Below are 16,246 nucleotides of genomic sequence, written 5' to 3'. Positions count from 1 at the left end.
CAATTTATATTCGCGGGCATTTTGATACTGCATTGTTACAAATGCAAATCATTCTCATCACGACTTGATACATGTTTTTAGTTTTACGATCGTGATCGCAACTATTTGTAAATTTTAGTTTGACAATGTAAATTAATTGAAAGCGTTAAAAATAGATTTTTTCCTATTTAGGATAAATGCTATATCGTTGATTTATATCTATTATTTAATATTGTGGTAATCGCTTTAAGTTTTTATTTTGTCTTTGTGGAAATTATCGGTTGTAAGCGTGTTGTTAATTCCTAGGGGGCTGTTCAATTTGGTTAAGGGGGCAAATTTACCAACATTTACATTTCAATAACTCCAACTGGTTAGTAAAAGAGTTCAAATTGGCAGCTCAGAATGAGGAAAGTTGGGGACAAAAGTAGAGGTCATAGCTGGATTAAGTTTACCTGTCATTCTGATTGTCGTGTAATAAGCGGTTGCTTTCTTTCTTGTACGCTTATTAATGGTATAATTCGTCTTTTTGTATGCTCCGTTGTTTATAATAAACCACCTTAGAAGAGGTGGATCAGGTTCCCCAAACGGACTGAAAAGTAAGAATAGGCCTGAAAGGCATTTTATTTAAGCTGGTTGTAATCGATAGATTTTGGTTTAACCAATTGATTTGTAAAAAGGTTGAGTTAGTTGTGACAAACAAGAAGTTAAACAGAGCACTCTCTATTGCCCCTATGCTTGATTGGACTGATAGACATTATCGCTATTTTGCTCGGTTGATGTCAGCGAATACCGTGCTGTATACCGAGATGGTCACCACAGGTGCAATTATTCATGGTCAAGGCGATTACTTGGCGTATAACGAAGAAGAGCATCCTGTCGCGCTTCAATTGGGCGGTTCAAATCCAAAAGACTTAGCTACGTGCGCCAAGTTAGCGTTTGAGCGCGGCTATGATGAGATTAACCTCAATGTGGGTTGTCCTTCTGATCGAGTCCAGAATGGCCGTTTTGGTGCCTGTTTAATGGGCGAGCCACAACTTGTGGCTGAGTGTGTTGATGCGATGAAGCAAGTTGCTGATATCCCTGTAACGGTTAAAACTCGAATCGGTATCGATGAGCAAGACAGTTATCAATTTCTCACTGATTTTGTTGATACGGTAAAAGCGGTTGGCTGCGACACCTTTATTGTGCATGCTCGAAAAGCGTGGTTACAAGGATTAAGCCCAAAAGAGAACCGGGAAATACCTGAACTTAATTATGAGCGTGTATACCAGTTAAAGCGTGATTATGCCGATTTGAATATCAGTATTAACGGCGGTGTAAAAACCTTAGAAGATTCGTTAACGCACCTAGAGCAATTAGATGGTGTGATGATAGGCCGTGAGGCATATCAGAACCCTTATTTACTCGCTAAGGTTGACCAAGTTATCTATGGTGATGATAAACCCGTCATTACCCGTGAGCAGGTTATTGAACAAATGATGCCTTATATTGAGCAACATTTAGCGCAGGGCGGACGGTTAAATCATATCACTCGTCATATGATTGGTTTATTTCAAGGTTTACCAGGCTCAAGAGGATGGCGCAGACATTTAAGTGAGAATGCTCATAAAGCTGGTGCTGGTGTCTCGGTTATTTGGGACGCAGTGGCAAGAATGGAGCAAAGTCGCCCACCTGCTGATGTGACCTTTTATCCTAACAACAAGCTTTGATAGTTGTGAATGATTATCTTGCATTGGCATTTAGGCTATTAGTATCGCTTACATGATGCTGCTGTCGAGCAAAATTAACTTTTAAAAGCGTCTTTATAGGGCGCTTTTTTTGTGACTGTTATTTGGCTAATTAAGTTTTAGCTAATTTCACTATTTTTGTGGTTAAAAATACTAATAGTTTAAAAAACGCTCAATGCGCTTTTTAGTCGATAAGAAAGATTTTTGATAAAAACCCTTATAAATCAAGGTTTAAAAAATATTTTAAAACTTGGCACGCAGCTTGTAGTAACCATGGTGTACCCAACAAATGAAAAGGAAGACATCATGTTTAACTCAACTACAAATACAACTGGTTCATTATTATCGACAAACACTAATGCAACTTCATCAGCAAAAAGTGTCATGAAAAAAGCAGCTTTGGTTGCACTGCTTGCAACAGCAAGTATGGGAGCACAAGCAAACGATTTGAACAGTGCCGATGTGATTCATGTGTTAGAAACTCGAATCAGTGAAACTGCAACAGAAATGCTGCAAACAGCGAAACAAGAAATTGTATTGTCACTGCATAGTCAAATCGCTGAGCAAGTGTTTGCTTTAAATAGCTCACTAGAATTAGCTGAGTCAGCACAGGAAGAAAATGCGGAATCAGTATTAGCCAGTAACGAGGACTAATTCATGGATTTAATGATGATATTTCATTTAGCAGATCCGTTGATTTCACTTCTTCTGCTTCCCGTAATCAGTTTTATTGTGTGTTCACTTTTGATTTGCGGGTTGCAGCGGTACCAATTTAGCCATGTAGATGCGATCTCAGCAGAATTTAACCAAGCTGGTTTAGTAGGAGAAAAAGAATGAACATGTCAGATGTAGAGAACTATTTGAAAGCTAAAAAACGATTAGTGTGCGGCGCATGCCTTTCGGTAGCAAAACAATTCGGTTGGTCTGTCATGTGGACGCGTGTATTAACGTTTATCGCTATTTTTTTAAGTCCAACTGTTGGCCTAATAGGTTACTTTATCGCTGTCATTATCGTAAGTCAGCAACAGTCTCGCTATTAATGTAAGGGACAGTGATGGTCATCACCGCCCCTAACTGAGATTGCTTGCATCGTCAGTTGATTACCAAGCAGGTTTTAGATGAGCCGACTTAATGGCCCAAATTGATTAGCGAGATAAAAATGCTTGGAAGCAGGCTTTCGCTTCATCACTTTTTAACCTTTCACTAAATAACTCAAGCTCAGTAAGCATTTGCTGTTTCACTTCTGCTTGATTGTATCGTAGTAACTTTTTAGATGCTTGCATGGCCAATGGTGGCTTAGCCGCTAACTTTTTAGCTTGGCTTAACACAAAGTTATCTAAATCCGACTGTTCAACCACACGATTGATGATATTGAGCTCATATGCTGTCTCTGCGGTAAAACTTTCGCCTAATAAGAGCAATTCTGCCGCTTTTTGCTGGCCAACAATCAAAGGTAAAAGTAAACTCGAGGCCGCTTCTGGGACTAACGCTAAATTCACAAACGGTAACTGAAATTTAGCACTGTTATCAGCGTAAACGAGATCACAATGTAGCAGCATGGTTGTGCCAATCCCGACAGCTGCTCCAGATACAGCAGCAACAATTGGTTTTTTGAGCGTGAGCAAGCAATGTAAGAATTGTACCGTAGGATGACTGTCGTTTAGCTCGCCGCTGGCAAGGAAATCGGCAATATCATTACCTGATGTGAAACATTTGTCTTCACCACGCAACATAAAGGCACGAATGTCATTGTCGCTCTCACCTTGGATCAGGTATTCTGTAAGCTGTTGGTACATTTTAAGATTAAAGGCATTACGTTTTTCTGGACGATTAAAACTGATAATACGTACGCCTTGATCATCCTTAACCTGAATCTGGCTCATTCGTTGTTTTCCTTATGGACGCGAGTAGGGTGTAAATGGAGTTTAAGACATTGAAAGCAATATTCAAACAACTGTTTAGTTTTTTAGTTTTAACCACGTTTTCTTTTTCGGCTTTTGCTGGAATAATGTTAAGTGATGGTCATGTAAGAGCCATGCCTGCAAGTGTGCCAAATACCGCAGCATACATGACATTAATGAACCATACTGACAAAGCAATCACATTAGTCGCTGTGAATACACCAGTGGCAAAAGAAGCTCAGCTTCATACGTTAATTGAAGAAAATGGCATGGTAAAAATGCGTCAGGTAGAAGGGTTCGAGATCCCGTCTCATGGCACCTTGTCATTACAGGCCTCTGGTGATCATATCATGCTGTTATCACTTACAGAGCCTTTGAAAGAAGGGGATACAGTCCCGTTAGAATTGGTTTTTAAAAATGGCGAACTACTACAAGTTGAACTGACGGTTGAGAAAAAGGCGAGTAATGAATCCCAAGAAAGCCATCATCACCATCATCATTAAGGAGTTGTATTGATGCAAGTAACAAGGAATAAAGTCATTGGCGTAGTCGGGTTTATCTTTTTAATCGGATACGTTATCTCGGTTTGGTGGAGTATCGAGCCTGATATTCTTGAGCCAGAAGTACTGCAAAATGAGCGCGGTGAAGATGTTGTTGGTTATGCGACCACATCGTCATTAATTTCAACCATGGAAACCTTATTGGACAAACCAGGTGGCTGGTTATCCAATGATATTATGCCACCTTCTGTGATGATGGATAATATGCCAGCATTCGAGTTTGGTGCATTAGAGCAATCTCGTGATTTGGCCTTAATTATGCGTAAGGAGTTCAGTCGTTCGCAATCACAATCAACGGCAGATGCAGACTTACTTGCCGCTCATTCAAAACTGAATATTGAGCATACTAGCTGGTTAGTGCCGAGTGCTGAAAGTGAATATCGTGAAGCCATAAAACTATTGAAACTTTATCGCGCTAAAATCAGTGATACTGAAAACAGTAATGCCCAGTTTTATGCCCGTGCAGATAATTTAAACGAGTGGCTCAAAGAAGTGCAAAAGCGTTTAGGCAGTATGTCACAACGTTTATCTGCCAGTGTTGGTCAAGATAGATTGAATACCGATTTAGCTGGTGATACCGCAGCAAGACAATCAACGTCATCAATGGCGAGCTTAGAAATAAAAACAAGCTGGTGGAAAATTGATGATGTGTTGTATGAAAGCCGTGGTTCTGCTTGGGCGTTATTAAACTTTATGAAAGCCATCGAAGTTGATTTTGCCGATGTGCTGGAAAAGAAAAATGCTGAGGTGAGTTTACGTCAGATAATTCGTGAACTCGAAGCAACTCAGCAAACCGTATGGAGCCCAATGGTTTTAAACGGTGATGGATTTGGATTGGTGGCTAACCACTCGTTAGTGATGGCCAACTATATATCGCGTGCAAATGCCGCGGTGATTGATTTAACTAACTTACTCTCTCAGGGATAATGATGAAAAAGACACTTCTTGCCACTGCCTTATTAGGTATGTTGAGCGTTTCTTCTGCTCATGCAGCTACTGTTGTTGGTTTTAAAGTTGGTGGTGATTACTGGGATGCTGATACCAGTGGTTCATTCAACAGCGATGATGGTGTAGCACAAACGTATAACTACGAGTCTAAGTCTCAAGGTAGTTTATGGGTTGCCTTTGAGCATCCAATTCCATTGGTACCGAATATCAAAATTCGTGAAAACCGTTTAGAAGGTAAGGGTACGCAAAATGGTTCAGATTTTGATTTTAATGGCGTAGGTTTTCGTCCTAATAATCCAGGTGATGAGTACTCTACTTCTGTTATTAATGATTTAAGTAATACTGATTTTGTACTTTATTACGAAATCCTTGATAACGATTTAGTGGCGTTAGATTTAGGTGCCGCTTACAAGCAAATGCATGGTTCGTTGAGAGTGCAAGATAGTGCAAAGCCTTCTGAAGTTGATTTAGATAGCGGCATCGTTATGGTTTATGCCAGCGCTGAAGTCGGTGTACCAGGACTCGGTTTATATGCATTTGCTGACGTGATGTTAGGTGTTGATGAAACGAGTGTATACGACTACAACGCAGGTCTTGGTTGGAAGTTTGATGGTGTTGCACTTGATACAGCTGTTCGTGTGGGTTACCGCGAATTTAACTTTGACGTTGATGACTTCTCTAGCACAACTCAAAACATGTCATTTAAAGGTGCTTTTGCCGGCGTTGAATTGGCATTCTAATCAGCCTTCAATGTAGGTTGAAACAAGCAAAAAAACCGCCGATTGGCGGTTTTTTTATGCTTAGCATTTAATCATCACAACATAGATTATTGTGCGATTAAGCCATTATTGATAGCAATGATGTCATCTTCACTCAAGGTACCAGCAGCTTGTTTAAGTGCTAAGATTGAATTGATGTAACCGTATCGCGCATCAGATAACTGACGTTTTGAATCATATAAATCACGTGTACGGTTGAGTACGTCAACAATGGTACGTGTACCTACTTCAAAACCAGCTTGAGTTGCTTTTAATGCACTTTCAGAAGAAATCACTGATTGCTCGTAAGCACGGATTGAACTGATTGATGCACCAACGTTGTTAAAGTTATTGCGTACATCTTTTACAACACCACGATGAACCTGCTCAAGCTTCTCACTAGCTTCAACGTATTGGTACTGCGCTTGTTTAACTTGTGAAGATACTTTAAAACCTTCAAAAATCGGTACACTTAAAGTCACTGCAATGTTGGCATTATCGTAATCGGCACCAGGGCTTTGCTCAAAACCTTTAGTGTAACCCGCACCTAAATTAAGCGATGGCATATGGCCTGCTTTATATAGTTCGATAGTTTTGCTCGCGATATCACGGCCAATGCGTTGAGTCATCAAATCAATACTATTGGTTTCAGCCATGGTTAACCACTCTGAAGAGGTGGTTGGGCTTGGTGCGCCAGCAGAGAATCGGTTGGTATCAAGGGTATTAATCGATTTATGATCTATTCCCGTGATTTCACGTAATGCTTCATAGCTGTTTGCTAATGTGTTTTCTGCAAGAATTTCAGTTGCTGAAGCTAAATCGTATTGAGCTTGCGCTTCATGCACATCAGTAATTGCGGTAAGGCCTACAGCAAAACGTTGTTTAGTTTGTTCAAGCTGACGCTCAATTGCGCGTTTTTCTGCGCCTTGGAATTCATAGTTATCTTTTGCGGTTAATACATCAAAATAAGCAGTCGTTACACGAATAATTAATGATTGTAATGCCGATGCGTAAGCTGAATCAGCTTGTGATGCAGCCATTTCAGCAAGGTCTAAGCCAACCCATGCACTGTGATCGTAAATGACTTGGTTAAGGCTTAAACCACCAGTAAAACCTTCAGGCTTTTCGGTAGGCGAACCTTCTGAATCATTCCATGCTTTAGAGTAACCTACGTTAGCACTGATGGTAGGTAATAAAGGAGCACGGTTTTCTTCAATTGTTTCGTATAATGCATCACGTTGAGATTGTGCTTGCAATACAATTGTATCGCTTGTTAGCGCTTGCTGATAAATTTGGAGTAAATCATCGGCATTCGCTGCAGGTGCAGCAACCGCTAATGTTAGCGCTGCGTATAAAGAACGTATTTTAAATTTCATTTGCTGCCCTTTTAGACATGGCCTCCTAATCTGGAGGAAATATTAACTTTGTTGTGCACAGATTGACTATGTGAGCAAGATCGCTTTGTGTGTTTGTGATCCACTTAAAACTTTGTGCAATCCCGCTATGTATCTAGTGTATATGATAAAAAGACTATCATCTTTAAGCTAAATATCAACTTTCAAGTTGTAACAGACTTTTTTCACCTTACATGGTTAAATACAATACTCAGCTATTGGTATTTTTTATGGTGAATTTTATCTATTTCATGCTGCTTATAGTATAGGAAACTACCATCGCAATACCAATAATGACTTTAGCAAATATCAAAAATCAACATTGGCTAATATACTCGATAAAATATTTCAAAGGGCTTACAAACTGTAAGAAAAAATATGAAAGATACTGAGATAATAGAACAGTTTAACGCATCTACTGATGTTGAAATAATTTCAACAAAGACCTTATATAAAGGTTTCTTTCAACTGGATGAGTATCGATTTAAGCATAAGTTATTTGCTGGTGGTTGGAGTGAAGAGGTCACCCGAGAGGTTTTTGAGCGTGGGCATGCCGTTGTCGTGTTACCGTATGATCCTATTAGACGACAAGTCGTATTAATTGAACAAATACGCCTACCTGCATTAGCAACAACTAATTCTGTTTGGCTTCTTGAACTCGTGGCAGGTATGATTGCTGCCGGTGAAGTACCAAGTGAAGTGGCTGAGCGTGAGTTATTAGAAGAAACCGGTTTAACAGCTTCCGAAGTCAATCTTGTAAACAGTTACTTAGCGACTCCGGGTGGTTCATCTGAGCGTTTTCATTTTTATTGGGCTAAAGTTGATGCTTCTAAAGCTAAAGGCATTCATGGTTTAGACTATGAACATGAAGACATCAAAGTACATGTTGTTGATGTTGATGCCGCTATGGAAATGGTTAACTCAGGTCGAATTGATAATGCATCTACTGTGATTGGTTTGCAGTGGTTAGCACTCAATATAGATAAAATTTAACTGCCTTAGGTTTTGCAAAACAGATTTACCTTAACTATTGCGAAATAGCTATTGATATTGAAAGAGAGAACCCAGTGATCCAAGTGAGTAAAAAAGAGAAGTATCAGCCTAATGTCAGTGCGTTTTTGGCACTGTGCGGGCGCAACTATGCCTTAATTTTAAAGTGGCTTCCTGAAGATGCCGCTTTAAATACTCCTTGGATTATTGCTGGGCAGTTTGGACAACTCCACGTCACATTACTTGAAAACACTAAGTATACTCAATTAATTGAAATTTCACGCCATTTGCCCAACAGTGATTTCCTTACCACACCTAAAGCTTGTGTGCGAGTCTATCATGATGCTCAATTAGCAGAAGTGTTAACTAGTCAACAGATTTATCGACTGAAAGCAGTGTATGATTATCCAAATGTACATATGCATCAAACGGATGAGAAGTATCAAGTTAATGCATTTCTGGAGGAGTTATTGAAGATTGGGTGTCGTCCTAAAGATATCAGTCTATCAGTACTCTAATACATTGAATTAATTTATGTTGGGATTAATTAGTGCTTAAACAGCCAGTGTCTTATTCAATTGCAGAAACGGATGTCGTGCGACTTATTCAAGTTACTGACCCGCACTTATTTGCAGATCCTGAAGCAAAGTTGTTAGGGGTGAGTACGGCTGCCAGTTTTCAAGCAGTACTAGACACATATTTGGCCTCCCATTATTCTGCTGATTTAGTGTTAGCCACTGGCGATATTAGCCAAGATTACTCTCCACAGTCTTACCAACACTTTTCTAGAGACATCGCTGCGCTCAATATCCCTTGCCATTATTTACCCGGCAATCATGATGATCCACGCTTGATGAGCTTGCATATGCAAGGGCCACATTTATTTGGCCAGCAACGAGTGTTGGCTGGAAACTGGCAAATATTAATGTTGGACTCTACTGTGCGTGGCAAGCCTGGTGGTTATCTTGCTGAACAAGAATTTGAACTTATTGATGCTGCTATAAAAGCAGAGCCTAATAAGCATGTATTACTTGTGATGCATCATAATCCCATTTTGGTTAAGTGCAGCTGGCTTGATCAACACTGTATGGCGAACGGTGAGCAGTTTTTGGAAAGAATGGCCAAGTACCCCCAAGTTAAAGGGCTCCTATGGGGACACGTACACCAGTCTATTGATACAGAATATCAAGGTGAATTTGGTCCAATGCAATTAATGGCTACCCCTCAACCTGTATACAATTTAAACCGAAATCCTCTTACTTCGCTTTAGATGGCCTTCAACCTGGCTATCGTTTGCTGGAGCTTGCTAGCAATGGTAGCATTCAGACTCAAGTACATCGGGTAGCGGGCGAAAAATTCTCACCAGACAATGATGCTAGCGGTTATTAAACGTTAACGATTCATGTTGTAACCTGATGTATAAGCGAATGCTGCTGCATTTTCAGGTTAATAACAGCGAGAGGAAATATGCTTCTCTATATACATGGATTTAATAGTTCTCCTCAGTCTGACAAAGCAATCGAAACGGCACACTATATACAGCGCTGTTTTCCAGATTTATCATTTGTTCAACCTCAACTTCCTTCATCGCCAAAAGCCGCGATGGCCTTGTTATGTGGTATTGTGGAACAAGCAATAAACGAAGGAGAGTCTTTGTGTTTTATTGGGTCCTCATTGGGCGGCTATTTTGCGAGTTATTTAGCTGAAAAATATGGTGGTAAAGCAGTGCTGATTAATCCTGCTGTCACACCATTTGAGTTATTCGATGAGTTTCTTGGACCGCAATATAACCCTTATACTGATGAGCACTATCAAGTGCTGCCTGAGCATAAAAATGATGTGGCTGAATTCAATACCGAAGTCATTAAACATCCCGACCGTTTTCTAGTATTTTTGCAAACTGGCGATGAAGTGTTAGATTATCGTCAAGCATTAACGAAATATCACTGTTGCGAGCTTCATTTAGAGCCAGGCGGTGACCACAGTTTTATTGGCTATAAAAATCAGCTAGATAAGATTTGTGACTTTTTAAAAATTTCTTAAACAGTTTTTATATTAGCCCCATATGTTGGGCTGATAATTGACCAAATGTGTGGACTATGACCAATCAATACACTTCTGATGCAATCGAGGTTCTTAATGGACTCGACCCAGTAAAACGCCGTCCAGGTATGTACACTGATACCACCCGACCAAACCATTTAGGCCAAGAGGTCATTGATAACAGTGTCGACGAGGCTTTAGCGGGTCATGCTTCTAAAATTGATGTGATTTTGCATACTGACAACTCATTAGAGGTGACCGATGATGGCCGTGGTATGCCTGTCGACATTCACCCAGAAGAAGGGATCCCAGGTGTCGAGTTGATTCTAACGAAGCTTCATGCCGGTGGTAAGTTTTCTAATAAAAACTATCAATTTTCGGGTGGTTTGCATGGTGTTGGTATTTCTGTTGTCAACGCCTTATCAACCCGAGTTGAAATCAGTGTTAGACGTGATGCCCAAGTTTATGAAATGGCATTTGAGAACGGAGAAAAAGTTGAAGACCTCACTGTCACAGGCACTTGTGGTCGCCGTAATACGGGTACCCGTGTTCATTTCTGGCCAGATGCTAGCTATTTTGACTCTGGCAATTTCTCTATTACCAAACTCTTATATCAATTACGTGCAAAGGCAGTACTTTGCCCAGGCTTAAGAATTAAATTCACTAACAAGCAAAATGGTGAAGTGAATGAATGGTTTTATGAGAGTGGATTAACCGATTATTTGAAAGAAGCGGTTAAAGATTCGGTTCTTTTACCACAAGAGCCATTTATTGGCAGCTTCACAGGCAAAATTGAAGCTGCTGAATGGGCCATTACTTGGTTACCAGAAGGCGGGGATAGCATTTATGAAAGCTATGTTAACCTTATTCCTACACCTTTAGGTGGTACCCATGTAAATGGCTTTAGACAAGGTTTATTAGAATCAATGCGTGAATTCTGTGAATTCAGAAACCTTGTCCCGCGTGGGCTTAAATTATCTCCTGAAGACATTTGGGATAAAGCGTCTTTTATTTTATCGATAAAGATGCAAGACCCACAATTTTCAGGGCAAACAAAAGAAAAACTATCGAGCCGTCAAAGCTCGGCATTTGTTTCTGGGATTGTTCGTGATGCGTTTGCATTATGGTTGAACTCGAATACTGAGCAAGCTGAGTTACTCGCTGAGTTGTGTATTAGCAATGCCCAGCGCCGCTTAAAAGCAGCCAAAAAAGTCGCTCGTAAAAAAGTCACTTCAGGTCCAGCGTTGCCGGGTAAGTTGACCGACTGTAGTGGCCAAGACCCAATGCGTGGTGAGTTATTCCTAGTGGAGGGTGATTCGGCAGGCGGTAGTGCAAAACAGGCTCGAGACAGAGAGTTTCAAGCTATCATGCCGCTACGAGGTAAGATCTTAAATACCTGGGAAGTAGATGCTTCGCAAGTATTAGCGTCACAAGAAGTACATGATATATCAGTTGCAATTGGCTGTGATCCTGACAGTGAGGATATTTCTGAGTTACGTTACGGTAAGATTTGTATTCTTGCGGATGCGGATTCTGATGGACTTCACATTGCGACTTTGTTGTGTGCGTTATTTATGAAGCATTACCGAGTTCTTGTTGAGAAAGGTCATGTTTATATTGCGATGCCGCCATTATTCCGTATCGATTTAGGCAAAGAAGTCTTTTATGCCTTAGATGAAGACGAAAAAAACGGTATATTAGACAGAATTGTTGCAGAAAAGAAAAAGGCAAAGTCCAAGTGACTCGCTTTAAAGGTCTGGGTGAAATGAATCCGTTGCAATTAAGAGAAACAACAATGGATCCGAATACTCGCCGTCTTGTGCAACTCACAATTGATGATAATGAAGACACCATGGCATTAATGGATATGTTACTTGCTAAGAAACGTTCGCCAGACCGTAAAGTTTGGTTAGAGTCGAAGGGTGACTTAGCAGAGCTATAAGCCAACAAGGATTATGTTAGCTAATTGATGCGGCGCTAAAATAGGGCAAAAGAATAAATATAATGTCGAAAATAATAATTAAAATGGATACAAAGTTGGTGTCAAATGCGCTGAAAATGATATCAGTGTTCGCATTGGCTCAATTTGCTGCAGCAAAAGCTTTTGCTGCCGATCCTATGATGATTACTGTTACCAAAGGATTTGGACTCACTTTATATGCTTCTGATTTAGGCGACGCTAAACAGATGGCAATTGGTAGCCAAGGCACGTTATTTGTTGGCTCTAAAAAGAGTGGCACTATCTATGCCTTGGTCGATTCAGATAATGACGGTCAGGTGAATAAACGATATTTAATCGGTAAAGGGTTAGAGTATCCTGAAGCCATTGCTTTTCACCAGGGCGATTTGTATGTTGCCGATGAAGATCGCATCCTTCGATACCCAGATATTGAGAATCGATTGCGCCGACCTGGACGCCCTAAGGAAGTGTACTCGGGCCTACCGAGTGTAGAGCGTAAACATGCTCGTGGCATGAAATTTGGTCCTGACGGTCGCCTTTACATCTCAATCGGCTCTCCGTGTAACGTCTGTGAAGCGCCAGCTCCTTTTGGCAGTATGCTTGCCATCGACCTTGATTCTGGCGATACAGAACAAGTTGCTTCTGGCTTGCGTCGAGTTATCGGTTTTGATTGGGCACCGAGTACCAAACAATTATGGTTTGCTGATCAAGGCCGAAATTGGATGGGCGACAATATGCCAGCCGATGAGATTAACCGCATCGATGTTAAAGGTAGCCACTTTGGCTTTCCTTATGTACATGGAACCGATGTCGCTGAACCTGCCTTTAAAAAGCCTGATAACTTAAACGTAACAACGCCAGAGTTTGAACTCCCAGCACATGTTAAGCCAACCAGCTTACTTTTTTATTCAGGCAAGTTATTTCCTGAGCGTTACCATAACCAACTTTTTGTTGCCGAAAATGGCTCTTGGAATCGCTCAAGTAAGATTGGCTATCAGGTTGTGATGCTAACTCTTGATGACGACCAAGTTATTAAGCGTGAAAGAGTGGTAAGCTTTTTAGACGGAGAATTTCCCGTCGCTAGACCTTATGACCTGATTAATGCGCCTGATGGTGCAATGTTCATCTCTGATGACTTAAAGGGCAATATTTATCGCTTATTTTATAAAGCGACAGAACAATCACAGGATACGAAATAATGAGTGATGCGATTGAATTAAGCCTCGATGGTGTAGAGCAAATGCCTCTGCGCCGCTTTACTGAAGAGGCTTATTTAAACTATTCAATGTACGTGATCATGGATCGCGCTTTGCCGCATATTGGCGATGGTTTAAAACCGGTTCAACGTCGTATTATCTATGCCATGAGCGAGTTAGGATTATCCGCTCAATCTAAACATAAGAAATCAGCCCGTACAGTCGGCGATGTGTTAGGTAAATATCACCCACATGGTGATAGTGCATGTTATGAAGCAATGGTGTTAATGGCACAACCATTCTCCTATCGCTACCCGTTAGTTGACGGTCAAGGAAACTGGGGGCACCGGACGATCCTAAATCATTTGCTGCAATGCGTTATACCGAAGCAAAACTGTCAAAGTTTTCGGAAGTACTATTATCAGAGTTAGGTCAAGGTACGGTTGATTGGGGTGTTAACTTTGATGGCACAATGAAAGAGCCTAAGTCATTACCCGCTCGTTTACCTCATATCTTATTAAACGGTATCACGGGTATTGCAGTAGGTATGGCAACCGATATTCCGCCACATAATGCCAGAGAGTTAGTTTCTGCTTGTGTGGAGTTACTGGAAAATCCTAAGGCTGATTTAGCGCGCTTAATGGACTTTGTTCCGGGGCCTGATTACCCAACCTATGCAGAAATCATCACACCAAGTAAAGATATTGCCAAAATCTATGAAACCGGTCGTGGCTCTATCAAAATGCGCGCAGTATACGATAATGATAATGGTGAAATCGTTATCAGTGCACTACCTCATCAAGCTGGCAGTGGTAAGATTCTAGAACAAATCGCGAATCAAATGCAGGCTAAAAAGCTGCCTATGGTTGCGGATTTACGAGATGAATCAGATCATGAAAACCCGGTAAGGTTAGTTATTGTTCCTCGCTCAAATCGCGTTGATTGTGATCAGTTGATGGCGCATTTATTTGCTACTACCGATCTTGAGAAAAGCTTCCGAGTTAACTTGAATGTACTGGGTCTTGATGGCCGTCCAAAAGTGAAAGGCTTAAAAGAGCTATTAACTGAGTGGTTAACCTATCGTATTTCGACAGTCACTCGTCGCTTGCAATTCAGGCTCGATAAAGTACTCGCTCGACTACATATTCTTGATGCATTAATGATTGCGTTTTTGAATATCGATGAAGTCATCGAGATTATTCGTTTTCATGATGAACCCAAAGCAGAGTTAATGTCTCGCTTTGCGTTATCAGAAAAGCAAGCTGAGGCCATTTTAGATTTAAAACTTCGCCATCTAGCTAAACTTGAAGAATTTAAAATTAAAGCTGAACAAGAAGAGTTGGCTGCTGAGCGTGACAAACTAGAGTTAATTTTAGGATCTGAGCGACGTTTAAAAACATTAGTTAAAAAAGAACTGATTCAAGACGGTGAAACGTTTGGTGATAATAGACGTTCGCCTATCATTGAGCGTATAGAATCTAAAGCATTAACAGAGCAAGAATTGACGCCTGCTGAGTCTGTGACTGTTGTGTTATCTGAAAAAGGCTGGGTGCGTTGCGCTAAAGGTCACGATGTCGACGGTGAAGCACTCAATTACAAATCAGGTGATGCATTCTTATGCAGTGCGAGCGGTAAGAGTAACCAACCGAGCGTATTCATTGATTCGACTGGGCGGGCTTTTGCTACAGATACCCATACTTTACCTTCTGCGAGAAGTCAGGGTGAGCCAATTACCACTCGATTTAATTTATCGCCAGGTGCAGTTATGCGTCATGTACTACTTGGTACAGACTCGCAATGTTATTTATTAGCTAGTGATGCCGGTTATGGCTTTATTGGTTCGTATGCAGACATGGTAAGCCGAAATAAAGCTGGTAAAGCTTTGTTAAGTCTCCCAGCAAATGCGCAATCGCTAATGCCTAAACTTGTTAATAAAGGCGTAACACAGTCTATTATTGCGATTACCAATGAAGGCAGAATGCTGATATTTGATGTGGATGCTTTACCGCAATTATCGAAAGGTAAAGGTAATAAAATCATAGGTATTCTGACGGATCGTTCGAAGAGCCGTGAAGAGTTACTCATCCATTTAGATATTATCCCTGAAGATGCCTCAGTGACCTTGTGGGCTGGTAAACGTAAGTTGACCTTGAAACCATCTGATCTTGAGCATTACCGCGGTGAAAGAGGCCGTCGAGGCGCTAAATTGCCTAGAGGTCTTCAACGCGTTGATAGTGTGCAAATCGAGTTAGGTAACCAAGCAACTGAAACAGAAGTTGAAACGACTGAGTAAGACTATAAGCTCAATGATAGAGAATCATTGAGCGACTTTCTCGAGATAAAAAAATGCAGCCCTTAGGCTGCATTTTTTATGAATTTGATTGATATGAAATCTGCTGGAATAAGGTAGGGTTAAACCTTATGCAACTTCGTAGAAGTTAGGTTCAACATCCACTTGAGCTTTAATGATGTTAGTTGCCATACGCGAACATTTACCACATTGATCAGCCACACCTAAGCGCTTTTTAACGTCAGCTAAAGAGCTGTCGCCATGCTTGCTGACTGCTTCTCTAATTTGGGTATCAGTAATGCCGTGACAAAGACAAACGTACATAAAGCCTCTTCATTTATTCTGACTGCGTGTCTTTTGCTTTATTGCAAAAGATTTTGTGCTTAATTAACTATAACGCAATTGTAAATGAAAACAGTTCTCATTGCTAATAACTTTTTTAACTAAATGAGTTTGAGGAGTAAAAGTAATGGTTATTACAAACTGTTAAATAGCTCACA

14 protein-coding genes and 3 pseudogenes are annotated in these 16,246 nt (G+C 40.6%); 14 read left to right on the top strand and 3 right to left on the bottom strand.

The genetic code is table 11. From position 1 onward, the window contains the following. Positions 1–668 precede the first annotated feature (668 nt). From dusA to ACGEDC_RS05370, 4 genes are all read left to right on the top strand, one after another. Entirely contained in the window at positions 669–1,688 is a 1,020-nt protein-coding gene (dusA, locus tag ACGEDC_RS05385; protein ID WP_192021594.1) for a tRNA dihydrouridine(20/20a) synthase DusA, read from the top strand. A gap of 324 nt (positions 1,689–2,012) precedes the next feature. Then, positions 2,013–2,360 carry a hypothetical protein gene (locus ACGEDC_RS05380; RefSeq protein WP_144430142.1) on the top strand — a complete coding sequence of 116 codons (348 nt, stop codon included), beginning with the start codon at positions 2,013–2,015 and terminating at the stop codon, positions 2,358–2,360. Between the two features lie 3 nt (positions 2,361–2,363). Beyond that, positions 2,364–2,543, top strand: a complete 180-nt coding sequence (locus tag ACGEDC_RS05375) for a hypothetical protein (protein ID WP_055023441.1) — start codon at positions 2,364–2,366, stop codon at positions 2,541–2,543. Beyond that, entirely contained in the window at positions 2,540–2,746 is a 207-nt protein-coding gene (locus ACGEDC_RS05370; RefSeq protein WP_394496933.1) for a PspC domain-containing protein, read from the top strand. Before ACGEDC_RS05375 ends, ACGEDC_RS05370 begins: the two co-directional genes overlap by 4 nt. A gap of 105 nt (positions 2,747–2,851) precedes the next feature. Here the strand turns inward: ACGEDC_RS05370 and ACGEDC_RS05365 are convergent, their stop codons facing one another. Continuing rightward, entirely contained in the window at positions 2,852–3,589 is a 738-nt protein-coding gene (locus tag ACGEDC_RS05365; RefSeq protein ID WP_055023439.1) for an enoyl-CoA hydratase, read from the bottom strand. 35 nt (positions 3,590–3,624) lie between these two features. Here ACGEDC_RS05365 and ACGEDC_RS05360 point away from each other — a divergent pair, with 35 nt between their 5' ends. Genes ACGEDC_RS05360 through ACGEDC_RS05350 form a run of 3 tightly spaced genes read left to right on the top strand, consistent with a single transcriptional unit; the run spans position 3,625 to position 5,855 of the window. Beyond that, positions 3,625–4,110: a copper chaperone PCu(A)C gene (locus ACGEDC_RS05360; RefSeq protein WP_394496930.1), complete on the top strand. Its 486-nt coding sequence runs from the start codon at positions 3,625–3,627 to the stop codon at positions 4,108–4,110. A 12-nt stretch (positions 4,111–4,122) separates the two neighbouring features. Then, positions 4,123–5,094 carry a DUF2333 family protein gene (locus ACGEDC_RS05355; protein ID WP_055023437.1) on the top strand — a complete coding sequence of 324 codons (972 nt, stop codon included), beginning with the start codon at positions 4,123–4,125 and terminating at the stop codon, positions 5,092–5,094. A 2-nt stretch (positions 5,095–5,096) separates the two neighbouring features. Then, positions 5,097–5,855: a TIGR04219 family outer membrane beta-barrel protein gene (locus ACGEDC_RS05350; protein WP_394498253.1), complete on the top strand. Its 759-nt coding sequence runs from the start codon at positions 5,097–5,099 to the stop codon at positions 5,853–5,855. An 86-nt stretch (positions 5,856–5,941) separates the two neighbouring features. Here ACGEDC_RS05350 and tolC read toward each other — a convergent pair whose 3' ends face one another. After that, a complete protein-coding gene (gene tolC / locus ACGEDC_RS05345; protein WP_055023435.1) occupies positions 5,942–7,249 on the bottom strand; it encodes an outer membrane channel protein TolC in 1,308 nt (435 codons plus the stop codon). Between the two features lie 396 nt (positions 7,250–7,645). On the opposite strand from tolC, the gene nudF reads away from it, so the two are divergent. From nudF to parC, 7 genes and pseudogenes are all read left to right on the top strand, one after another. Next, the gene (gene nudF / locus ACGEDC_RS05340) at positions 7,646–8,260 is read left to right on the top strand and encodes an ADP-ribose diphosphatase (protein WP_394496927.1); all 615 of its coding nucleotides are present in this window, start codon (positions 7,646–7,648) and stop codon (positions 8,258–8,260) included. A gap of 74 nt (positions 8,261–8,334) precedes the next feature. Then, complete coding sequence (locus tag ACGEDC_RS05335; protein WP_394496925.1) at positions 8,335–8,775, top strand: DUF1249 domain-containing protein; 441 nt, start codon at positions 8,335–8,337, stop codon at positions 8,773–8,775. A gap of 32 nt (positions 8,776–8,807) precedes the next feature. Then, positions 8,808–9,646 (top strand): annotated as a pseudogene (gene cpdA, locus ACGEDC_RS05330) (3',5'-cyclic-AMP phosphodiesterase). A 78-nt stretch (positions 9,647–9,724) separates the two neighbouring features. Continuing rightward, entirely contained in the window at positions 9,725–10,300 is a 576-nt protein-coding gene (locus ACGEDC_RS05325; RefSeq protein WP_394496923.1) for a YqiA/YcfP family alpha/beta fold hydrolase, read from the top strand. A gap of 56 nt (positions 10,301–10,356) precedes the next feature. Further along, a pseudogene (parE, locus tag ACGEDC_RS05320) lies at positions 10,357–12,242 on the top strand (DNA topoisomerase IV subunit B). A 116-nt stretch (positions 12,243–12,358) separates the two neighbouring features. Then, positions 12,359–13,459, top strand: coding sequence for a PQQ-dependent sugar dehydrogenase (locus ACGEDC_RS05315; RefSeq protein ID WP_055023611.1), 1,101 nt, complete (start codon positions 12,359–12,361; stop codon positions 13,457–13,459). After that, positions 13,459–15,749 (top strand): annotated as a pseudogene (parC, locus tag ACGEDC_RS05310) (DNA topoisomerase IV subunit A). Before ACGEDC_RS05315 ends, parC begins: the two are co-directional and overlap by 1 nt. 126 nt (positions 15,750–15,875) lie before the next feature. Here the strand turns inward: parC and ACGEDC_RS05305 are convergent. Beyond that, the gene (locus tag ACGEDC_RS05305) at positions 15,876–16,070 is read right to left on the bottom strand and encodes a bacterioferritin-associated ferredoxin (protein ID WP_055023428.1); all 195 of its coding nucleotides are present in this window, start codon (positions 16,068–16,070) and stop codon (positions 15,876–15,878) included. Between the last annotated feature and the right edge of the window lie 176 nt (positions 16,071–16,246).

Source organism: Shewanella sp. ENK2, assembly GCF_043568515.1.
GTDB classification, from domain to species: Bacteria; Pseudomonadota; Gammaproteobacteria; order Enterobacterales; family Shewanellaceae; genus Shewanella; species Shewanella japonica.
The sequence above is the reverse complement of the archived record's forward strand: the minus strand, read 5'-3'. Positions and strand labels throughout refer to the sequence as shown.

Bases quoted from the DNA above. Each gene is read 5' to 3' on its own strand.
- ACGEDC_RS05380 (WP_144430142.1), top strand. From the start codon at position 2,013: ATGTTTAACTCAACTACAAATACAACTGGTTCATTATTATCGACAAAC.
- ACGEDC_RS05375 (WP_055023441.1), top strand. From the start codon at position 2,364: ATGGATTTAATGATGATATTTCATTTAGCAGATCCGTTGATTTCACTT.
- ACGEDC_RS05370 (WP_394496933.1), top strand. From the start codon at position 2,540: ATGAACATGTCAGATGTAGAGAACTATTTGAAAGCTAAAAAACGATTA.
- ACGEDC_RS05365 (WP_055023439.1), bottom strand. From the start codon at position 3,589: ATGAGCCAGATTCAGGTTAAGGATGATCAAGGCGTACGTATTATCAGT.
- ACGEDC_RS05360 (WP_394496930.1), top strand. From the start codon at position 3,625: ATGGAGTTTAAGACATTGAAAGCAATATTCAAACAACTGTTTAGTTTT.
- ACGEDC_RS05355 (WP_055023437.1), top strand. From the start codon at position 4,123: ATGCAAGTAACAAGGAATAAAGTCATTGGCGTAGTCGGGTTTATCTTT.
- ACGEDC_RS05350 (WP_394498253.1), top strand. From the start codon at position 5,097: ATGAAAAAGACACTTCTTGCCACTGCCTTATTAGGTATGTTGAGCGTT.
- tolC (WP_055023435.1), bottom strand. From the start codon at position 7,249: ATGAAATTTAAAATACGTTCTTTATACGCAGCGCTAACATTAGCGGTT.
- nudF (WP_394496927.1), top strand. From the start codon at position 7,646: ATGAAAGATACTGAGATAATAGAACAGTTTAACGCATCTACTGATGTT.
- ACGEDC_RS05325 (WP_394496923.1), top strand. From the start codon at position 9,725: ATGCTTCTCTATATACATGGATTTAATAGTTCTCCTCAGTCTGACAAA.
- ACGEDC_RS05315 (WP_055023611.1), top strand. From the start codon at position 12,359: ATGATATCAGTGTTCGCATTGGCTCAATTTGCTGCAGCAAAAGCTTTT.
- ACGEDC_RS05305 (WP_055023428.1), bottom strand. From the start codon at position 16,070: ATGTACGTTTGTCTTTGTCACGGCATTACTGATACCCAAATTAGAGAA.